At 44.8% G+C, this 18,300-nt stretch carries 14 protein-coding genes; 5 read left to right on the forward strand and 9 right to left on the reverse strand.

Translation table 11 applies throughout. The annotated features are described in order from the left end of the window. Window positions 1-73 precede the first annotated feature (73 nt). The 5 genes from gcvT to AAAH86_RS06440 all read left to right on the forward strand — a co-directional run bounded on the left by gcvT (window position 74) and on the right by AAAH86_RS06440 (window position 3,923). Window positions 74-1,162, forward strand: a complete 1,089-nt coding sequence (gcvT, locus tag AAAH86_RS06420) for a glycine cleavage system aminomethyltransferase GcvT (RefSeq protein ID WP_343486845.1) — start codon at window positions 74-76, stop codon at window positions 1,160-1,162. A gap of 4 nt (window positions 1,163-1,166) precedes the next feature. Then, window positions 1,167-2,018 (forward strand): sugar nucleotide-binding protein, encoded by an 852-nt coding sequence (locus tag AAAH86_RS06425; RefSeq protein WP_343486691.1) that lies wholly within the window; start codon window positions 1,167-1,169, stop codon window positions 2,016-2,018. Between the two features lie 135 nt (window positions 2,019-2,153). After that, window positions 2,154-2,867, forward strand: a complete 714-nt coding sequence (locus AAAH86_RS06430) for a flavodoxin family protein (RefSeq protein WP_343486692.1) — start codon at window positions 2,154-2,156, stop codon at window positions 2,865-2,867. Between the two features lie 7 nt (window positions 2,868-2,874). Then, window positions 2,875-3,162: a 4a-hydroxytetrahydrobiopterin dehydratase gene (locus tag AAAH86_RS06435; RefSeq protein WP_343486693.1), complete on the forward strand. Its 288-nt coding sequence runs from the start codon at window positions 2,875-2,877 to the stop codon at window positions 3,160-3,162. A 50-nt stretch (window positions 3,163-3,212) separates the two neighbouring features. After that, window positions 3,213-3,923, forward strand: a complete 711-nt coding sequence (locus AAAH86_RS06440) for a YebC/PmpR family DNA-binding transcriptional regulator (RefSeq protein ID WP_343486694.1) — start codon at window positions 3,213-3,215, stop codon at window positions 3,921-3,923. Between the two features lie 45 nt (window positions 3,924-3,968). Here the strand turns inward: AAAH86_RS06440 and AAAH86_RS06445 are convergent, their stop codons facing one another. From AAAH86_RS06445 to AAAH86_RS06485, 9 genes are read right to left on the reverse strand one after another with little or no spacing between them, the layout of a single operon-like run. Next, window positions 3,969-6,464 (reverse strand): glycoside hydrolase family 2 TIM barrel-domain containing protein, encoded by a 2,496-nt coding sequence (locus tag AAAH86_RS06445; protein WP_343486695.1) that lies wholly within the window; start codon window positions 6,462-6,464, stop codon window positions 3,969-3,971. Continuing rightward, entirely contained in the window at window positions 6,461-7,294 is an 834-nt protein-coding gene (locus tag AAAH86_RS06450) for an endonuclease/exonuclease/phosphatase family protein (protein ID WP_343486696.1), read from the reverse strand. Before AAAH86_RS06450 ends, AAAH86_RS06445 begins: the two co-directional genes overlap by 4 nt. Next, a complete protein-coding gene (locus tag AAAH86_RS06455; RefSeq protein ID WP_343486697.1) occupies window positions 7,291-8,916 on the reverse strand; it encodes a sulfatase in 1,626 nt (541 codons plus the stop codon). Before AAAH86_RS06455 ends, AAAH86_RS06450 begins: the two co-directional genes overlap by 4 nt. Continuing rightward, entirely contained in the window at window positions 8,913-9,839 is a 927-nt protein-coding gene (locus AAAH86_RS06460) for an alpha/beta hydrolase (protein ID WP_343486698.1), read from the reverse strand. Before AAAH86_RS06460 ends, AAAH86_RS06455 begins: the two co-directional genes overlap by 4 nt. A gap of 3 nt (window positions 9,840-9,842) precedes the next feature. Next, window positions 9,843-12,116, reverse strand: coding sequence for a beta-glucosidase BglX (gene bglX, locus AAAH86_RS06465; RefSeq protein ID WP_343486699.1), 2,274 nt, complete (start codon window positions 12,114-12,116; stop codon window positions 9,843-9,845). A 20-nt stretch (window positions 12,117-12,136) separates the two neighbouring features. Beyond that, a complete protein-coding gene (locus AAAH86_RS06470) occupies window positions 12,137-13,552 on the reverse strand; it encodes a glucoamylase family protein (RefSeq protein WP_343486700.1) in 1,416 nt (471 codons plus the stop codon). Then, complete coding sequence (locus tag AAAH86_RS06475; protein WP_343486701.1) at window positions 13,521-14,894, reverse strand: glucoamylase family protein; 1,374 nt, start codon at window positions 14,892-14,894, stop codon at window positions 13,521-13,523. Before AAAH86_RS06475 ends, AAAH86_RS06470 begins: the two co-directional genes overlap by 32 nt. Window positions 14,895-14,940: 46 nt before the next feature. Beyond that, on the reverse strand, window positions 14,941-16,734 hold the full coding sequence (locus AAAH86_RS06480; protein WP_343486702.1) for a LamG-like jellyroll fold domain-containing protein: 1,794 nt from the start codon (window positions 16,732-16,734) through the stop codon (window positions 14,941-14,943). 11 nt (window positions 16,735-16,745) lie between these two features. Next, window positions 16,746-18,293, reverse strand: coding sequence for a RagB/SusD family nutrient uptake outer membrane protein (locus AAAH86_RS06485; RefSeq protein WP_343486703.1), 1,548 nt, complete (start codon window positions 18,291-18,293; stop codon window positions 16,746-16,748). Window positions 18,294-18,300: the final 7 nt, after the last annotated feature.

Consider the following 18,300-nt stretch of genomic DNA (forward strand, 5'->3'; position numbering starts at 1 on the left):
TCGTTCAAAACATCTACAATATTATTATTGATTCGCTTCTTATTTCAATATTTTTACCGTGATAGTCATGAATATGAAAAACACGGCACTTACCGAAACACATATTGAATTGGGCGCCAAAATGGTTCCTTTTGCAGGGTATAACATGCCTGTCTCCTATGAAGGGGTCAACGTAGAACATGAAACCGTCCGGAAAGGTGTCGGTGTGTTTGATGTCTCGCACATGGGCGAATTTTTGATCAGCGGTCCGCAGGCCCTGAACCTCATACAAAAAGTGACCTCAAACGATGCCTTAAAGCTCACAATCGGTAAGGCACAATACAGCTGCATGCCTAATGAATCTGGGGGCATTGTCGACGACCTCATTGTATACCGCATCAAAGAAGAACAATATCTGTTGGTCGTCAATGCCTCGAACATTGAAAAAGACTGGAACCATATTTCAAAATACAACACACCTATCGGTGCAGAAATGCGCGATATTTCAGAAGACTATTCGCTTTTGGCCATTCAAGGTCCAAAAGCTGTTGAAGCCATGCAATCGTTGACTTCTGTGAAACTGTCTGAAATCAAGTTCTACAATTTTATTGTTGCCGATTTTGCAGGGGTTGACTATGTCATCATCTCGGCCACAGGCTACACTGGTTCAGGCGGGTTTGAAATCTATTGCAAGAATTCTGAGGTAAAACAGATTTGGGACAAGGTCATGGATGCTGGTGCCAATTTTGGCATCAAACCCATAGGATTGGCAGCCCGCGACACTTTACGCCTCGAGATGGGCTATTGCCTTTACGGAAACGATATCGATGAAACCACCTCTCCTCTGGAAGCTGGGCTCGGATGGATCACCAAGTTCACCAAAGATTTTGTGAACAGTGGGGCACTCGCAAAACAAAAAGAAGCAGGTATCACCCGAAAATTGGTCGGATTTACGATGGATGAAAAGGCCATACCAAGAAATGGCTACGAAATCACCGATACAGTTGGAAATCCCATTGGCAAGGTTACTTCGGGTACCATGTCACCGAGCCTTGAAAAAGGCATCGGCTTGGGCTATGTCTCCGTCTCCTACGCTAAGGAAGGGGAGAAAATCCATATACAAATCCGCAAAAAATCAATTCCGGCAACGGTAACAAAACCACCTTTCTATAAAGGAGCATGATTTAATGGGAGAAAAGAACGGAAGATGGAAGCGGGAGAAGGGCAAGAAAATCCTCATTTTAGGGGCTAGCGGGTTTATCGGAAACACGCTCTATAAAGAACTCTGCAATTATTACGATACCTACGGCACCTATTATTCAAACAAATCGTATCGTGATAACCAACAATTCTTCCAGTTTGATATGGAGGAGGACGATATCACCAGAATACTCAAGAAGGTACGCCCCGATTATGTCATATCTGCCGTAAGAGGCAATTTTTCTTCCCAAGTTTTAGCCCATGAACTGATTGTACAATATCTCTCAAGAAATAAATGCCGCCTCTTCTTCATCTCTTCGGCCAATGTATTTGATGCGTATAGCAAATTTCCATCCTACGAAAACGACAAGACCTTATCAGAAAGCATCTATGGCCGGTTGAAGATCAAGATCGAAAACATGATGATGCGCTTGCCCATGCAAAAAATGGGTATTTTGAGGGTGCCCATGGTCTTTGGCAATACATCACCCAGAATCAAAGAAGTCAAAGCGGCGGTAATCAACGATGAGCCAGTCGAGGTTTTTCCTAACTTGATCATCAATGTTACCAATGATGACCGGTTGGCGCAACAGGTGCACTTTCTTATAAATAGGGGTAAATTTGGCATATACCATCTGGGCAGCCACGACCTGATACAGCACGAAGAGCTCATCAAAGAAATCATCAAACGCCTCGGCAACTATCATCCAGTTTTGAAAAGGGTATATACCACCAATGAAAACCGTTATTTGGCGGTATTGCCCAAAACCAATAGGCTGCCCAAAAACCTGAACATCAGTTGCCAAGAAATCATCGACCATCATTTGATGGTTGATTGATGTCAACTACCTCGGGGCAAGCCACGAGACGTTGAAAGAAACAGTAACTTAAAATTTCGAATCGAGTAAACTCTTTGGCTTTTCGACACGGCATCGCCTTCCTTTTTTCTTAATTTTAGAAAAATCCGTTATCACATGTCTCAAAAATCTGATTTCAGTGCCCTCAGTGCCATCTATGTCAACTGTACGCTAAAAAAATCACCCAGAAAAAGCCATACCCAAGGCTTAATGGATGTTTCAAAATCGATTATGGAAAAAGAAGGTGTCAAGGTCACCAACATTCGTGCCGCCGACCATGATATCGCCATCGGGGTACAACCAGACATGACCGAACAAGGGGCCGATAAAGACGAGTGGCCATCACTTTTTGATACCATTTTTGATGCCGATATCTTGGTGCTGGGCACTCCAATTTGGCTGGGCGAGCGCTCCTCTATCTGCACAAAAGTTATTGAGCGCCTTTATGCCATGTCAGGAAAGCAAAATGAAAAAGGGCAATATCTTTACTACGGAAAAGTGGGCGGAACCATCATTACCGGTAATGAAGATGGTGTAAAACATTGTGCTATGGGCATTCTTTATGCTTTGCAACATTTAGGATACTCCGTTCCGCCACAGGCAGATTGCGGCTGGTTGGGCGAAATCGGCCCAGGTCCGAGCTATCTTGATGAGGAGGCCAATGCCCAAGACAATGATTTCACCAACAGAAATACCACCTTTATGACCTACAACCTCTTGCATTTGGCCAAGATGCTCAAGGAAAATGGCGGATACCCTGCCTATGGGAACTCACGTGCCGATTGGGACACCGGTTCGCGGTGGGCATTCGAAAATCCAGAATACAGATAATACAATTATGGAAAAACTTAGCGATACAGCAATTCAAGAAAAACTACGGGACCTCAATGGGTGGTCTTTTGAAAATGAAACAATTCAAAAAAAATACACATTCAAAGACTTCAAGGAAGCCTTTTCGGTCATGACACGAATTGCCTTTGAATGTGAAGCGTTGAACCACCATCCCGATTGGTCGAATGTCTACAATTCACTCACCGTTCGGTTGAACACCCATGACGCGAATGGCATTACCGAAAAAGACTTCAACTTGGCCGAAAAAATAGAGGCCATCACAAACGGCAGCTAGTTTCAATTTTTCTTCTTTTGTTACATTTGCCCAAACTGATTTAAGATAGTATGGGTAGAGCATTTGAGTTCAGAAAAGCGCGAAAAATGAAGCGTTGGGCCGCCATGTCAAAGGCCTTCACACGTATTGGCAAAGATATTGTAATGGCGGTCAAAGAAGGTGGCCCTGACCCCGATTCGAACTCCCGTTTAAGGGCGGTCATTCAAAATGCTAAGGCCGTCAACATGCCCAAAGACAATATCGAAAGGGCCATCAAACGGGCATCAGATAAAAACCAGGGCGATTACAAAGAAGTTTTGTTCGAAGGGTATGGCCCCCATGGCATCGCCATTCTCATTGAAACCGCCACGGATAACAATACACGTACCGTAGCGAACATCCGCAGTTATTTCAATAAATGCAACGGTAGCCTGGGCACCTCAGGTTCAGTGGAATTTATGTTCGACCACACCTGCAATTTTAGAATCAATGGGGAGGGAATTGACCCAGAGGAACTTGAACTTGAAATGATTGATTTTGGTGCCGAGGAGGTTTTTGTGGATGATGATGGCATTCTGATTTACGCCCCTTTTGAAAGTTTTGGAGACATTCAAAAGGAATTGGAGTCGCGGGAAATAGAAATCCTGTCTTCAGGTTTTGAACGAATTCCCCAGGTTTCCAAAGAACTTGATGAGGAACAAACTGCTGACATTGAAAAACTTTTGGAAATGATAGAAGAGGATGATGATGTACAGAACGTCTTTCACAACATGAAAGACTGATCACTTTTTTGAGTTGTTTATCTCTTCCCCGCGGTCATATATCAGCTATTCGATTTTTTTCACATAAATCGCTGAAAGTGAAAAGGGTGTCTTATTTTTTGCGCTAATTTCAATGCCCTTATTTTTTACCCCTACTTCAATTTCAAGAGTGTCAAAATGGAATCTCTCAGGTTTCAGTAGTTCCGTTTCTTTTCCACTTACCAATAACATGGCTCCATCGGTATCGGAAACTGTGTTACCCTTTTCTTTGTCAAGCTCGTACGCTAATTTTTTCGATTTTCCGAAATTGGAGGTATACAAGACCACCTTGTACAACCCTTCTGGAACGGCCAAAGTCATTTTTTGAATCTCTGATACAGCAGTTTGATAAAAAGGATCATCAGGAGTCATCCTGATATTTGCGCTGGTCTTTTTATCGTTGGTTTTGCCGGTAAATGACAATGCGGGTATATCAGAAGCGGGAATCCAAATTTGTCCGTTTGAATCCAAAAACCGGGTGTGGGTTCCTAAATTTATGGCCAGCACATCTCCCTTTTGGGTGGTTTGGGGCTTTTTCCATAGTAAACCCAGACTGTCAACTTTTTTTCCGTTTTCGTTATAAGCTTCCAATGCGTTTTTACCTTCTTTTAAACGCACTGAAGTCTCGATAATGCCATCTTTTGGAATCGATACAGAATAAACAGAATCATTGACTTTGAGAACCGTTTTGGTGTTCGCAATGATTTTGATTTTCTTTTCATTGGAAGTGCTTATGTGAACTGGCAAATCACGATACATACGAATCAATTGTTCTTCAGGTCGCAGTTTGGCCTTGTACCAATAAAAGATATTCTTGGGTGACCGGTCATAATTGACCAACCCTTTCTGGTTGATGTGCGGCATGGCATCGCCCCGGAATTCAGAACCAAAGTCTGCAAAGTTCCACGCCGACATGCCAATCACATAATCCCGCTCCATGACCTGTTCTACATATCCTTTGTGGTATTGCAATTGATATTCTTCTGAAAAGTCAAAAATCATGGGCGCATCTGTATGCAAACGTATGTCTGCCCCTACCCCATATTCAGAGATAATCAAGGGTCTATTAGGATATTTTTCATGCTCTGCATCCAAAAAACCGCCCAAATCTGAAATTACGCCCTCATACCAGCCATAATAGAGATTCCAGCCAATGACCATGGGTATTTCCGCAATTTTTGTATCATTATAGATTTGATTGCCATGTACGGCCATCACCGTGATGTGGTGCGGTGCTTCACGTCTGGTCATTTCTTCCAACTTATGGGCCAAATCCAAAGTGTTTTGCACAATCTGTTGTTTCTCCTCTTCCTTTGGCCTATCAAAAACCATCCGCAGAAAAATTTCATTCATGTAGCCCACAAAGACCAAAGAGGGGTGATTGTAGTTTTGGGCAATGTGCTCCCGCTGCATGTCCAACGAGTTTTGGGCATACGCTTCGTACGCTTCTCCGGTGGGAACTTTGTTCACGACAGGTATCTCTGACCAAAGTATCAATCCCAGACTGTCTGCGGCTTTATAGATTTCCTTGGACTGTGGATAATGGGCCAATCTCAGAAAATTGCTCCCCATTTCTTTGATGGCAGCCATGTCTTTCAACTGCAACGCTATGGGTACTGCATTACCATACCCTTCCCAATCTTGGTGACGGTTTACCCCGATAAGTTTCAGAGGGCTATCGTTCAGAAAAAAACCTGACGGGGTTGCCTCAAATTTTCGAAACCCAATTTGGCGTTCATAACTATCCACCAATTGGTCGCCATCACGCAATTCTAACACCAAACGATAAAGATGTGGTGATTCGGGAGACCAAAGCAATGGTGAGGATATGACAAACTCTTGTTCAAAGCTATACGTCGCGGACACTTTCTCATTGTGCAGCACCATATCGTCAGCATCAAGCAAAGTAATCTTCAAACTGACGGAATTTCGGTCGCTATTCGTTATGCCTCCGCGAACTTTTACAATGCCCTGTTGTAGAGCATCCTCCAACAGCGCATCTATTGTAATGGCATCGGCGCCATGTTCTTTCTTGAAATGAACAGGATGTTCTTTCTCCAAAAAAACAGGCCTATAAATCCCCCCATAAAAGGTAAAATCGGCATCAAGGGGCGGAACGGTCTCGTCATGTGCATTATCTACTTCAACTTTTATTGAATTTTCACCAACCTTTAAAAACGGGGTGAGGTTGACATGAAAGGCGGTATACCCCCCATGATGCTCGCCTGCATAAGTATCGTTGACCCAGACTTTGGTCTTTTGGTTTGCGCCTTCAAAGTGAAGAAAATAAGCTTTTTCAATATCAGAAATTGCCAGGGTCTTTTCATAGAACCCCTTGCCACGCCAGTAGCCGCGTTCGTCGTCGAAGGCATCACGTACATTCCATGTATGTGGAATGCTTACTTTTTGGATGGATGGATCATTCTCGGAATGAAAATCCCAATGCTTCAACTCGGTTCGTTGCCCCAACAAGAGCAGCGGAAAAAGGAAAAAAAGCGCTATGGAAACTTTACAACCACTCATTTTTCAAAATATAGTTCAGCATAAACCGGGAAGTGGTCCGAGGGATATCGGCAGTCAAAGGAATCGCTGAGGATACCGCTTTTGGATGTCTCAAAACCATCGACAAAAATATAGTCGATTCTTCGGTTCACAGGCTTGGTGAAATTGAACCCATTAAACGTGCCTTCAGGGCCATGGGCGTTTTGACCCGCTTCAGCGTGGGCGTCTTGCATCTCTTTCAATATCCACTGGATTCCCCCGCTAGAGTTTTCCAAATTGAAATCACCCATGAGAACCACAGGAAGCCTCTTTGTGTTCAATTCTTTGATTTTCTTTAAGATGAGCTTGGCACTTTCTTTTCTGGCAACTTTTCCTACATGGTCAAAATGGGTGTTGAACACAAAGAATTCCTCACCACTTTTTTTGAGTTTGAAATGCCCGTAGGTACAGATTCTCGGCAAGGCGGCATCCCAGCTTTTCGAAGGTTCTTCTGGTGTTGTAGAGAGCCAAAAAGTAGCTTCTTTCAGCACATCAAACTTCGTTTGGTCATAAAAAATGGCGGTGAATTCTCCTCGTTCATCTCCATAATCCCGTCCCACACCAAAAAAGGCATAATTGTCAAGGCCCTGTTCGATATCCTTCAATTGATGGACGAGCCCTTCTTGTGTACCAAAAATATCAGGGGAATAAAAGCGTAGCTGTGAAATAAGAAAATCTTTACGGCTGTCCCAATTGTTCAGGCTATCCTTAGGATTATCGTATTTGATGTTGTAGGTGAGCACCTCAATGGTTTGCCCCGAGACGAAATGTATAGCGAACAGCAAAATCAGAACCAGTGGTGTCTTTCTCATTTCATTGGGGTACCACGTAGTTTTTTGAATCCCTCATAGGCCTTTTCGACCTGTTCTTCTGGGGCGTTTTCAAATTCTTTTTCGGTGACTTCATAGTGGTTTTGAAGACTGTCCAGTTTTCGATGCATCGTCGCAATCACCTCTTTGTATCGCTTATCGTTGATGGCATTGTGCAATTCTTTGGAATCTTCTTGAAGGTCGTAAAATTCCCATTCATCTATATCATCATAAAAATGGATGAGTTTATAGCGCTCTGTGCGTACACCGTACTGTTTTTTGACCATGTGGAAAGCGGGAAAATCATAATAATGGTAGTAAATGGCATTTTTGAAATCATTTTGGGAGCCATCCAACAATTTTTTGAACGATTCACCTTGCATGTCGGAAGCATATTTCGCTCCGCCCACCAAATCTAAAAAAGTGGGTGCAAAGTCTAGGTTTTGGGTCATGCCATCAATCGTTGACCCTGGTTCGATCACTCCGGGCAATTGCATCAGCAACGGCATTTTCAACGACTCTTCGTACATGAAGCGTTTATCGAACCAACCGTGCTCTCCCAAATAGAAACCTTGATCCGATGTATACACGACCAGGGTGTTTTTGTCAAGCCCTGTTTCTTCCAAATAATCCAGAAGTTGCCCAACACCTTCATCTACGGCCGCTACGGTAGCCAAATATTCTTGAAGATACCGTTGGCCTTTCCATTTTGCCAATTCCTTACCGGTCAGATTCGCTTGATGAAAGGCATTGTTCTTTGGCAGGTACGCCTCATCCCAAGCTTTTCGCTGTTCATCGGTCATACGGTCAAAATCTTTGGCCCATGGGTTGTGCGCCAACTCTGTACTGCCATATTCTTTTGTCATTTTGAGGTCATGGCCCTCATACATATCTTCATAAATGGTCTGCTGCTGTTCTTTAGCTGCCGCCTGATTTTCAAAATTCGGGAAATAGGTATCAGGCAATGGAAATGTCACCGAGTCATAAAGATTGGCATGGCGTAACGCGGGCATCCAATTGCGGTGTGGGGCCTTGTGGTGCACCATCAAGAAAAATGGCTGTTGCATACTGTCTCGCTGCTGTAACCATTGCAGGCTTTTCTCGGTGATCAAATCTGTGGCATAGCCCTCAACAATTGTGGTATCGCTGCCTTGAATAAACTCGGGATTGTAATAGTTGCCCTGATCGTTTAAGATTTCCCAATAATCAAATCCTTTGGGCTGGCCGTGCAAATGCCATTTGCCCACGATGGCCGTTTCGTACCCCAATTTCTTCAAATGCTTGGGCAAGGTGGCCTGATTGCCATCAAACTGCTCCCCGTTCATACGGAATCCGTTGATGTGGCTGTGCTTCCCTGTCAGGATTACCGCCCTGCTCGGCCCACAAATGGAATTCGTACAAAAATTGTTCTTGAAAACGGTACCGTTTTTCGCAATCCGGTCAATGTTGGGCGTGGGTGCCAATCGGCTCAGCTCATGGCCATACGCGCTTATCGCCTGTAGCGCATGGTCGTCTGACATGATGAATACAATATTCGGAGGCCCCTTCTCTACAGCTATTTCTTCTTTTTTTTCTTTACAGGCGGCAAAGACCAATAGTATTGCCAGAAGTATCTTGGAATTCATCCTTGTGGATTTGAAGTTATTGTAATGGTTGATTTTTCTTGTTGTCCATTCAAAATGATAGCCTTTACAAAATGAGCAACCTCGTCGGTATAATCGTAAGCTATATTTGCCCAATCATGGTTTCCTTTCGGATCATGGTACAATTGAAAAGGCACATTGAGCTCTGTGAGCTTTTCCGCTATGGTTTTAGAACCATCCAACGGCAAAAACCCAGGAGTGCTGTCATCGCAAAAGTGATGCGGAGCTGTGCCAAAAGGCACCAATCTATCTTTGGCCCCATGAAAAAGCAAGGCGGGCACTGCATTTTTTTTGGTAATGTATTCTACATTCAAAACCGCCCCTGCAAATGATACCACTCCGGCGAAATACGGTTCTCCGTAGGGCAGTTGTCTAAAATCTCGGTGATAACGCATGTAAACTGTGTTCAGAACGGCTTCTGCACCTGCGCTGCTGCCAACCAAAATTATTTTATCAGGATTGAATTTTATCGATGTAGCATTTTTAATCAGGTAATTTGTAGCATTGAGCACATCTTCAGTTACCAACTTAAAGGTCTCTAATTTTTCATCAGCAGGGCAATCACAACTGAACGATTTCCCTTTTCTGGTCAATCGATAGCTCATAGAGGCCGTTACATACCCTTTTTTTGCCAGTGTTGTACTGAACTTCTTTTCCAATGGATTGTCACGCTTGCCAATTGCAAAACCACCACCGTGTACCAACAATAGGAGAGGTCGATCGGTAATCTTATCATTTTTAGGAGAATACACATCTAATTGAAGTGTATCTGAGTAATTGAATGTCTGTATTCCAACATCGGCAAACAATGAATCAACATACCGCTCCTGTGCCAATGCAGGCACAAAAAATAGGAGGACAAAATGAAAACACAACTGCCTAAAAATGAAGTTAAAGCCTTTCATCGTTTACTTTAGGGTAAAGGATTGCGATAAGGTAGCGTTGGAATCCGTTCCCACATACACTTTGAACTCGCCGGGTTCCGATACAAATTCCAAGTCGCTGTTGTAAAATTTCAGGTCATCATCAGAAAGCGTAATGGAAACCTGCTTGCTTTCCCCTTTTTTCAACATGACCTTATTAAATCCCTTCAACTGACGTTTTGGTGGAGTGATACTGCGTACCACATCTTGAAGATAAAGCTGCACCACTTCTTCTCCGTCGACATTGCCCGTATTTTTCAATGTGATGGTCACTTCAATTGACTCTCCCTGTGAAATTTCACTATTGCTCAGTTTTATATCAGAGTATTCAAAAGTGGTATAGCTCAGACCATGCCCAAATGGGATGAGAGGTGTATTTTCTGAATCCAGATAGTTGGATTTAAATTTTTGGAACCTGTCCTCTGGTGCCGGTCTTCCCGTATTTTTTACGCTGTGGTAAATAGGAATTTGGCCTACGCTTCTGGGCCATGTGGTGGTCAATTTTCCTGACGGATTGTAATCTCCGAAGACCACATCGGCAATGGCATTGCCCGCCTCTACCCCAGGATGCCATACCTGTAAAATGGCAACGGGCATTTCAAACTCTTCGGGAATGGTCAACGGTCTGCCGCTCATCAGCACCAAAGCGACCGGCTTACCTGTTTCGACAAGGGCACGAATCAATTTTTTCTGGCTTTCAGGGATGGAGATATCGGTACGGCTCGCTGCCTCGCCGCTCATCTCAGTAGCTTCACCGACCACTGCCACAACCACATCGGAAGCTTTAGCCGCTTCAACAGCTTCTTGTAAAAGGGTTTCGGGGGAACGCTCATCTATTTCAATCCTGGAACCAAACACATTGACTTTTTTGGCAATCTCTGGGTCGTCTGAGATATTGGCTCCCTTGGCATGTGAAATTGTGGCGTCAGGAGCCACATTTTTGAATCCCTCTAAAATGGTCACTGCCAATTTGGTATCGCCTGTCGGCGCCCAAGTACCTAGCATATTGTTGCGGCTGTCGGCCAATGGCCCGACCAACGCTATTTTGGCTTCCTTTTTAAGGGGAAGTATTTGATTGTGGTTTTTGAGCAACACAAACGAACGGGTCGCCAATTTGCGTGCCAAGGCCCGGTTTTCTTCTGTCAGGATATCTTTTTCGGGGCGGCTTTCATCCGAGTAGCGATAGGGGTCATCCAATAGACCTGAAAGGTATTTGGCTTCGAGCACCCTACGACAGGCCACCGTGATTTCTTCCTCGGTGATTTTACCTTCCTCCAATGATTTTTTCAGCGTGGTCAAAAATCCTTCCCCGACCATATCCATATCCAGTCCTGCTTTCAATGCCAAGGCTGAAACTGCCTGAAGGTCGCCCAATCCATGGGCAATCATCTCATTTACAGAGGTGTAGTCAGACACCACAAAACCATCAAAATTCCAACGGTCACGGAGCAAATCGGTCAACAGCCATTTGTTTCCCGATGCGGGTATGGCGTCAATATCATTGAAAGAACTCATCGCACTTGCCACTCCGGCATCGATTGCCGCTTGATACGGTGGCAGGTATTGGTTGAACATTTTTACCCTACTCATATCGACAGAATGATAGTCACGCCCAGCTTCAGCAGCCCCATACAGCACCAAATGCTTTACGCAGGCCAACATGGTATTGGGTGCGGCCAAGTCGTTCTGCTGATACCCTTTTACCATGGCCTTGGCCACAGCAGAGCCCAAATACGGGTCTTCGCCAGCGCCCTCGGCGATACGCCCCCATCGAGGGTCACGTGCAATATCGACCATGGGTGAAAAATTCCACATGATACCATCGGCCGTGGCCTCTTTGGCTGCCATGCGTGCTGCCTGTTCAGTCAAATCCATATCCCAACTGCAGGATAATCCTAGCGGGATGGGATAGGTGGTTTTATATCCATGAATGACATCTGACCCGATGAGCAAGGGAATTTTGAGACGGGTATCGTTGACCGCCAGTTCTTGGGCCATTCGCACACGGTCTGGGCCAGCTACTCCGAACAAGCCACCAACTTTGCCCGCCTTGATTTTTTCCTCGACATTTTTGCTGACGACCGAACCGGTAGCCACCCCACCACCAGGGGTCAGAAGGTTCAATTGGCCAATTTTCTCCTCCAAGGTCATTTTTTCAAGAAGGGCTTCCACTTCTGGAATTTTATCTTTTTGCTGCGCCCAAAGGCATGCAGTAAAAAAGAATGAAACCAAAATGGCACTATGATTTTTTCTCAACATTATTTTCGCACGTTTAAATTTTACTCGTATTGAAAACCCAATTTATCCAATCCCGCTCGTACCTCTCCATTTTGCATGAAAAGATTCCAGAGCAGTCCTGAACGATAATTTTCTATCATGACAATTTGTGGGCCCTGGTCGATGGCCAAATAAGCCTCGGCCACCCAAAAATTGTGCTCAGGGCTAAAAGCGTCATAAAATCCGGCCGGTCCCAGCAATTTATCCTTGTTTTTGTAAAAATAGTGCATGGCCTCCAGCGATTCTTCAGGCGTATACGGAATCGAACTTATAGCCGCTGTGGGCGAAATCACCGCAGTATCGTTTGCAGGGTGATGGGCATTGTAGCCAATATTTCCGTCACTGTTGCGGGTATAACTGGCTGTCAACCCCCAGCAATCAGGTCCATAATCTTTAAAGTTCTTCGGATTTTCAACGCAATATTGATAGTTGATTTTGGTATGGTTGACATTGACATCCCAATAATTGACAAACTCATCAGAAAGCATCTTCGGGTTCAACCCCAAATACGAGTAATGCGCCCAGAACAGCGGCCCACCGTACTGTTGCGCCCCGGGATGCCTGACCAACAACGGAAAACCATATTGTGTGTTGGTCGATTGTATATTGCCGTTGGATGCCCAACCGGTGGTATAGACTTCTTTTGAAATACCATGGTCAGGTGAGGCAGCGGCCAACACGTAGGTGATGAGCACTTCGTTGTAGCCCTTCAGCTCTAGATTGATGTCGAAACCGAAATTGGGGCTCCAGTGCCAGTACAGTGCATCCCTATCTTGGGTATACCAATCCCACTCCACACCTTTCCATAATAAGTCTGCTTGCTCGGCTAGTGCTTTTTCGGTGTCGGAACCGTCTTTAAAATATTCCTTTACACAAATCAATCCTTGAACCAAAAAGGCAGTTTCGACGAGATCACCCCCATTGTCTTTTGGACTAAAAGGAATGACGTTGCCAGTGGCTCCGTCTATCCAATGCGACCACGCCCCGTGGAAACGATCTGCATTTTCCAAAAAATTTAAAAGTGTTTGCAACCGTTCGACAGCTTGTTCCCTTGAAACAAATCCCCGTTCTACGCCCACCAGAATGGCCATCAAACCAAAGCCTGTACCCCCGGCCGTAACCACTTGGGCATCACGGCTTGGGTCATTGGGATGGTAACGCTCTCTTGCACCGCCTGAATTTTCTTCCGCAAAATCCCAAAAATACTTAAATGTTTCCCGCTGTGTCAAGTCCAACAATTCCTCATCCGTAATCGCTGGAACTTCATCATCATCGCTGCCCTCACCATCGGGGTTTTCAGTTGAGTCTGGAGGAACATAGGTGAATTCTTGCTTTTCCCCACAGGAAAAAAACAGAAAAAAAAATAGTACGACAAAGAGGGAAGCTTTATGCATCAGGTTGCAAATACGGACTCTCAAAGCCCAGTTTTTTTAATCCCTTTTGTACATCTTCGTTGGCCATAAAGAGTTTCCAGAAAAGGCCGCTCCTATGGTTTTCGACCATTACGGGAATCGGCCCTTGGTCAATGGCAAGATAGCGTGGCAGGTGCCAATCTTTTTCAAAACTAAAGGCATCAAAAGGGCCGTACTTGCCTATCAAACTATCCTGCTCCGTATACAAAAATCTCAGAAACTGCATGCTCTCTTGAGGGGTGTACGGCATGGACGACAGGGCAGCAGTGGGCGAAATTACCCCCAGATCTTTATCAGGTCGATGGCCTGCATACCCTTTCAGGGAGTAGCTCGAGGTCAATCCCCAGCAATTTTCACCATAGCCTTCGTACCCATTTGGATTTTCAACACAGTGTCTGTAATGAATCAGGGCATGGTTGGTATTGAGCATTTTGTAATCGCCGTACTGGTCGGTCAATCCGTTGGGATCAAGCCCCAAATAGGAATAATGCGCCCAAAACAGTGGACCAACATGAGCCTTGTCATGTTCATAGTGGTCCAGTTCGGTTTCAAGTCCATAGTACGTGGTATCATTGGCAATGGCGCCGTTTCTGGCCCATCCTTTTTCATAGACTTCTTTGGATATTGAATGTGTTGGCGAGGCGGCGGCCAGAATATACATAATTAAACATTCATTGTATCCGCCAACTGGAAAATCCTGTTCCCATTCATAATTGGGGCTCCAATGCCAATACAGTACCTCTTCACCACCTTTGGTGTACCAGTCCCATTCTACTTCTTCCCAGAGTGTTTGAATGTCTTGGGCCAGTTTTTGCTCACGCTCATTTCCATTTTTAAAATATTCTTTTACCGTAAGCAGGCCCTGGACCAAGAAAGCGGTCTCGACGAGGTCTCCACCATCATCTTTGGCACTGAAGGGTGCCGTCTCTCCATTGGGCATCAGCCAATGGGGCCAAGCCCCATGAAAGCGGTCGGCTTTTTTGAGGAAATCTATAGCCTTTTCAAGTCGCTCCAGCGCTTGTTCTCGGGTGATAAAGCCTCGCTCAACGCCCATCAGAATGGCCATCAGACCAAAACCTGAGCCACCAATGGTGATGATATCTTTATCGTGGGTGGGATAGATATTGTCTAGATGGATGCGTTCACGTGCCAACCCCGATGTCGGTTCAGCACCATCCCAAAAATATTGAAAGGTCTGGTATTGCAACGTGTCCATCAAGGCCTCATCAGACCATGTCGTTGCAACCTCTTCTTTGTGTTCTTTATTTTCCTTCTTGGTAGAAAGGCCATTGCATCCCGCTACTACAGATACAATGGCCACTACAATTGAACTAAAAATCAACCTCATTGATATGAAAACTAACTAACTCAAATAATTTTAGTTACAAAAGATCTTATTGGTCATGGTTCATGACAGATTGTACCTCTGATTGTGTCAGCGCTTTATCAAACAGTCGCAACTCATCGATATAGCTCAAATCTGACCAGTGGTTCCATTGTGTGAATCTTGGCGCTCCGGATGCTATGGAAAGTATGTCGCAACCTGTCCAATCCACACCGGTGAAGGCACCTTGTGCAACAACCTCACCATCTATATAAACCACACATTCTGAGCCTGAAATGGTAAAAGCAAGATGTACCCAATCAGTGGTATCTGATGGAATGGATGCAGCCGCACCACCATCAAACCAAGAATCAGCGGTGCCATTGCCCACATTCAATTTGAATACTTGACCATCGCCCCCTGCTTCCCTGAAAAACCGGAAACCATTGGTACGAAGATTTTGAACATCTGGAAATTCTGGTCGCTCCGTATCGGGTGGGCCCATGACCAAAATACCAGCCCTGTCAGGATCAGCATTCAATTTGTACCATAGGGTTGCACTGAACTCTTCTGTGGTCAATCCGTTGGTCGGAAACGTCAAATAAGCATCTGTAGCACCTGCATACGAATTGTCTCCTGCAGCGCCTTCACCAGCAAAACCTGGGCTCCCAACTGCAGTAGCTTCAAGGTTTGAGAACATTTCGGTATTGTCGCCATCAAAGGGCATGTAGAACATTTCATTTTCAAATGTGCCCACAAAGCCTCCAGCTTCCGTGGTCATTATATTTTGAATTTCACCTTGTGACAATGCCCTGTTGAACATGCGGAGCTCATCCATATTGCTTAAATCAGAAAGGTGGTTCCACTGGGTAAATCTTGGTGCACCTGACATAATGGAAAGGATGTCACAGTTAGACCAGTCTACACCACCGACCAAGTCACCTTGGCTCACAATCTCACCGTTGATGTATACTGTGGCCTGAGTAGGAGAAATAGTAAATGCCATGTGGGTCCATCCAGCATCTGCAGGAATATCTGCCGCTTCGCCACCATCAAACCAGCTATCGCCATCGCCACGGCCAACGTTCAATTTAAAACGTTGTTCGCCTGCGGCATTTTCCCTAAAAAACCTAAAACCGTTTGTTCTTAAGTTTTGTGTCTCTGGAAATCCTGCACGCTCAGTATCTGGTGGACCGATGACCAAAATGCCAGCCCGGTCAGGGTCTGCATTGACCTTGTACCAAAAAACGGCTGTGAACTCATCTTCGAGCATTCCTTCAGTGGGAAGTGTCAAATGGGAATTTGCCGCACCTGCATAGGCATTCAGGCCTACAAAGCCATCACCAGCAAATCCTGGGTCGCCTATTTGTTCAGCAGCCCTTAGATTGACCAAATCAAAATAGTCGCCATCAAAGGGCATATACAAGACCTCACCTGCGTATATTGGCACATAGGCTGGTTCTTTGGCAAAATTTATGGTTACTGAGGTGGTCTTACCGTCTAAATCGGTGGCACTGACTGTAAAAGTATGGTCTCCATCACCCAAATTGTCATAGGTCAAATCATCAACCAAAACACGGCGATAATCTAAAAAATCGCTCATTGAGGCAATCAAGTTACCATCTATAGATGCTTCAATACTGCCCACTTCAATATCATCGGTGACTTCAAAATCTACCGTGATGGAAGTCACAGCTTCCAATACTTTTATAGTTGTACCTTCTGTGGGGTAGTTTATGGTTACCTGAGGAGCTGACGCGTCTGCTCCTGGATCAATTTCGGTAAGACCGTCTATACCTTGGTCACAGCTATAAAAAGTACAGCAAGCCAAGAAAATCGTGAATATGTTTTTTACTAGTTTCATATCGTTGGATTTCAATTTCGATTATCAATTACATCCTGAAGGATGGGAAATTCATCAATTTGATCTTGATGGTACGTCACAAAGGCCCTATTTGGGGTAAATGTTCTTCCGCCAAAACTCAATTCATCAAATCGTTGCAAACGAACCATGTCGAAAAAGCGTTTGCCCCATTCCATGGAAAGTTCGGCATATTTTTCGTCTACAAGTTGGTCTAAAGTAACACCATTTAGAGGGTCTTGACCAGCCCTAGCCCTGACCAGATTTACAGCATCGTCCGCTGAAATGGCAGTTTGTGAAGCGCCCTGTAACAATGCCTCTGCATATATCAAGAGTGTTTCTGCATAGCGAAAAACAATATAGTGTTTATTACTGCCATAAGCCGTTCGGCCAGTAATCAATTGATTGGTCGGCAAATAATGTTTTCCACTGGAAAATATAGATCTCACAGTGGATGTATTGGTATCGCCATCCCTGGTCATGGGAGAAACAAATGCAGGCAACGTCGCTTCAGTATAGGGCGTTGAGGCTATAAGGCTGTCAATGCCCCTTTGAGAAAAGAACACTGAGGTTTCCAATCGAACGTCTTCTCCCCTATCCAACATAAATTCTACATATTTTATGGTGGGTTCAAAAAAGCCCCAACCACTACCCGCTCCAGCTACCGTGGGATCCCAACTGTTTGGCCCATAGGGATTATAAAGGTGGCTCACCCGATCGCCCTCACCTTGGCCAAAATCTGAATATTGAAACTCGAAAAGGCTTTCATCACTGAGTTTTCCGGGTGTTTTGAAGAGTTCGTAATAGTCATTGAAAAGACTGAACTTTCCTGAGTTGATAATCTCCCCAGCGGCCTCTGCCACAGCTTGGTAATTCTCCAATTCTTGGTTTGCCACCGCCTTTATCATCAATGCGGTATACCTTGTGACGCCACCCGGCAAATCGGTACGTTCGTTGGGTCGCATATCGGGCAAAAACGGTATGGCCTCATCCATTTGATCTGAAATATGTTGCATAACCTCCTCTTTGGTCGGTACCGAGGTTACGTCAGCAAATTCATTCAAATCAGAAGATGTAGGGATAAAAACATTACCGTAAACTTGTGACAGTTGAAAGAGCAGTATGGCCCTCAATACCTTTGCTTCGGCAATATATTGGTTGCCCAAGGCTACACCATCTGGATCGGCAAATTCTTGGAAACGGCCAATCTGCTCCATGCCTGTATGGGCAGCAATAATATCACCATAATAGGTTTCCCAAAGTGTGCGAGATCCAAAAAACGAATTGTCATACACATAACGATCTTGGTTGATAAGCCCTTGCTGGTCTCCAGCTGCGTTTACATCATCTCCCCTAGTGGAAACGACCAAGGGTTGTTCCCAACCTCTTGAAGTTACCGCTTGGTAAACCCCGACGAGCGAAAAAATCATGTCTTCGGTTTTTGAAAAGTCGGTACCCCCAGCAAAATTGTTGTTGAGCTCAGGTTGATCCAACTCTTTCGAACAGCCCATAAGCAATATGCCTGTCAAAGCGAGTAGCGCAAAAAATTTGTTTGTTCTCATATATCTC

The organism is Allomuricauda sp. d1, from assembly GCF_039592695.1.
In the GTDB taxonomy this organism is placed as follows: Bacteria; Bacteroidota; Bacteroidia; order Flavobacteriales; family Flavobacteriaceae; genus Flagellimonas_A.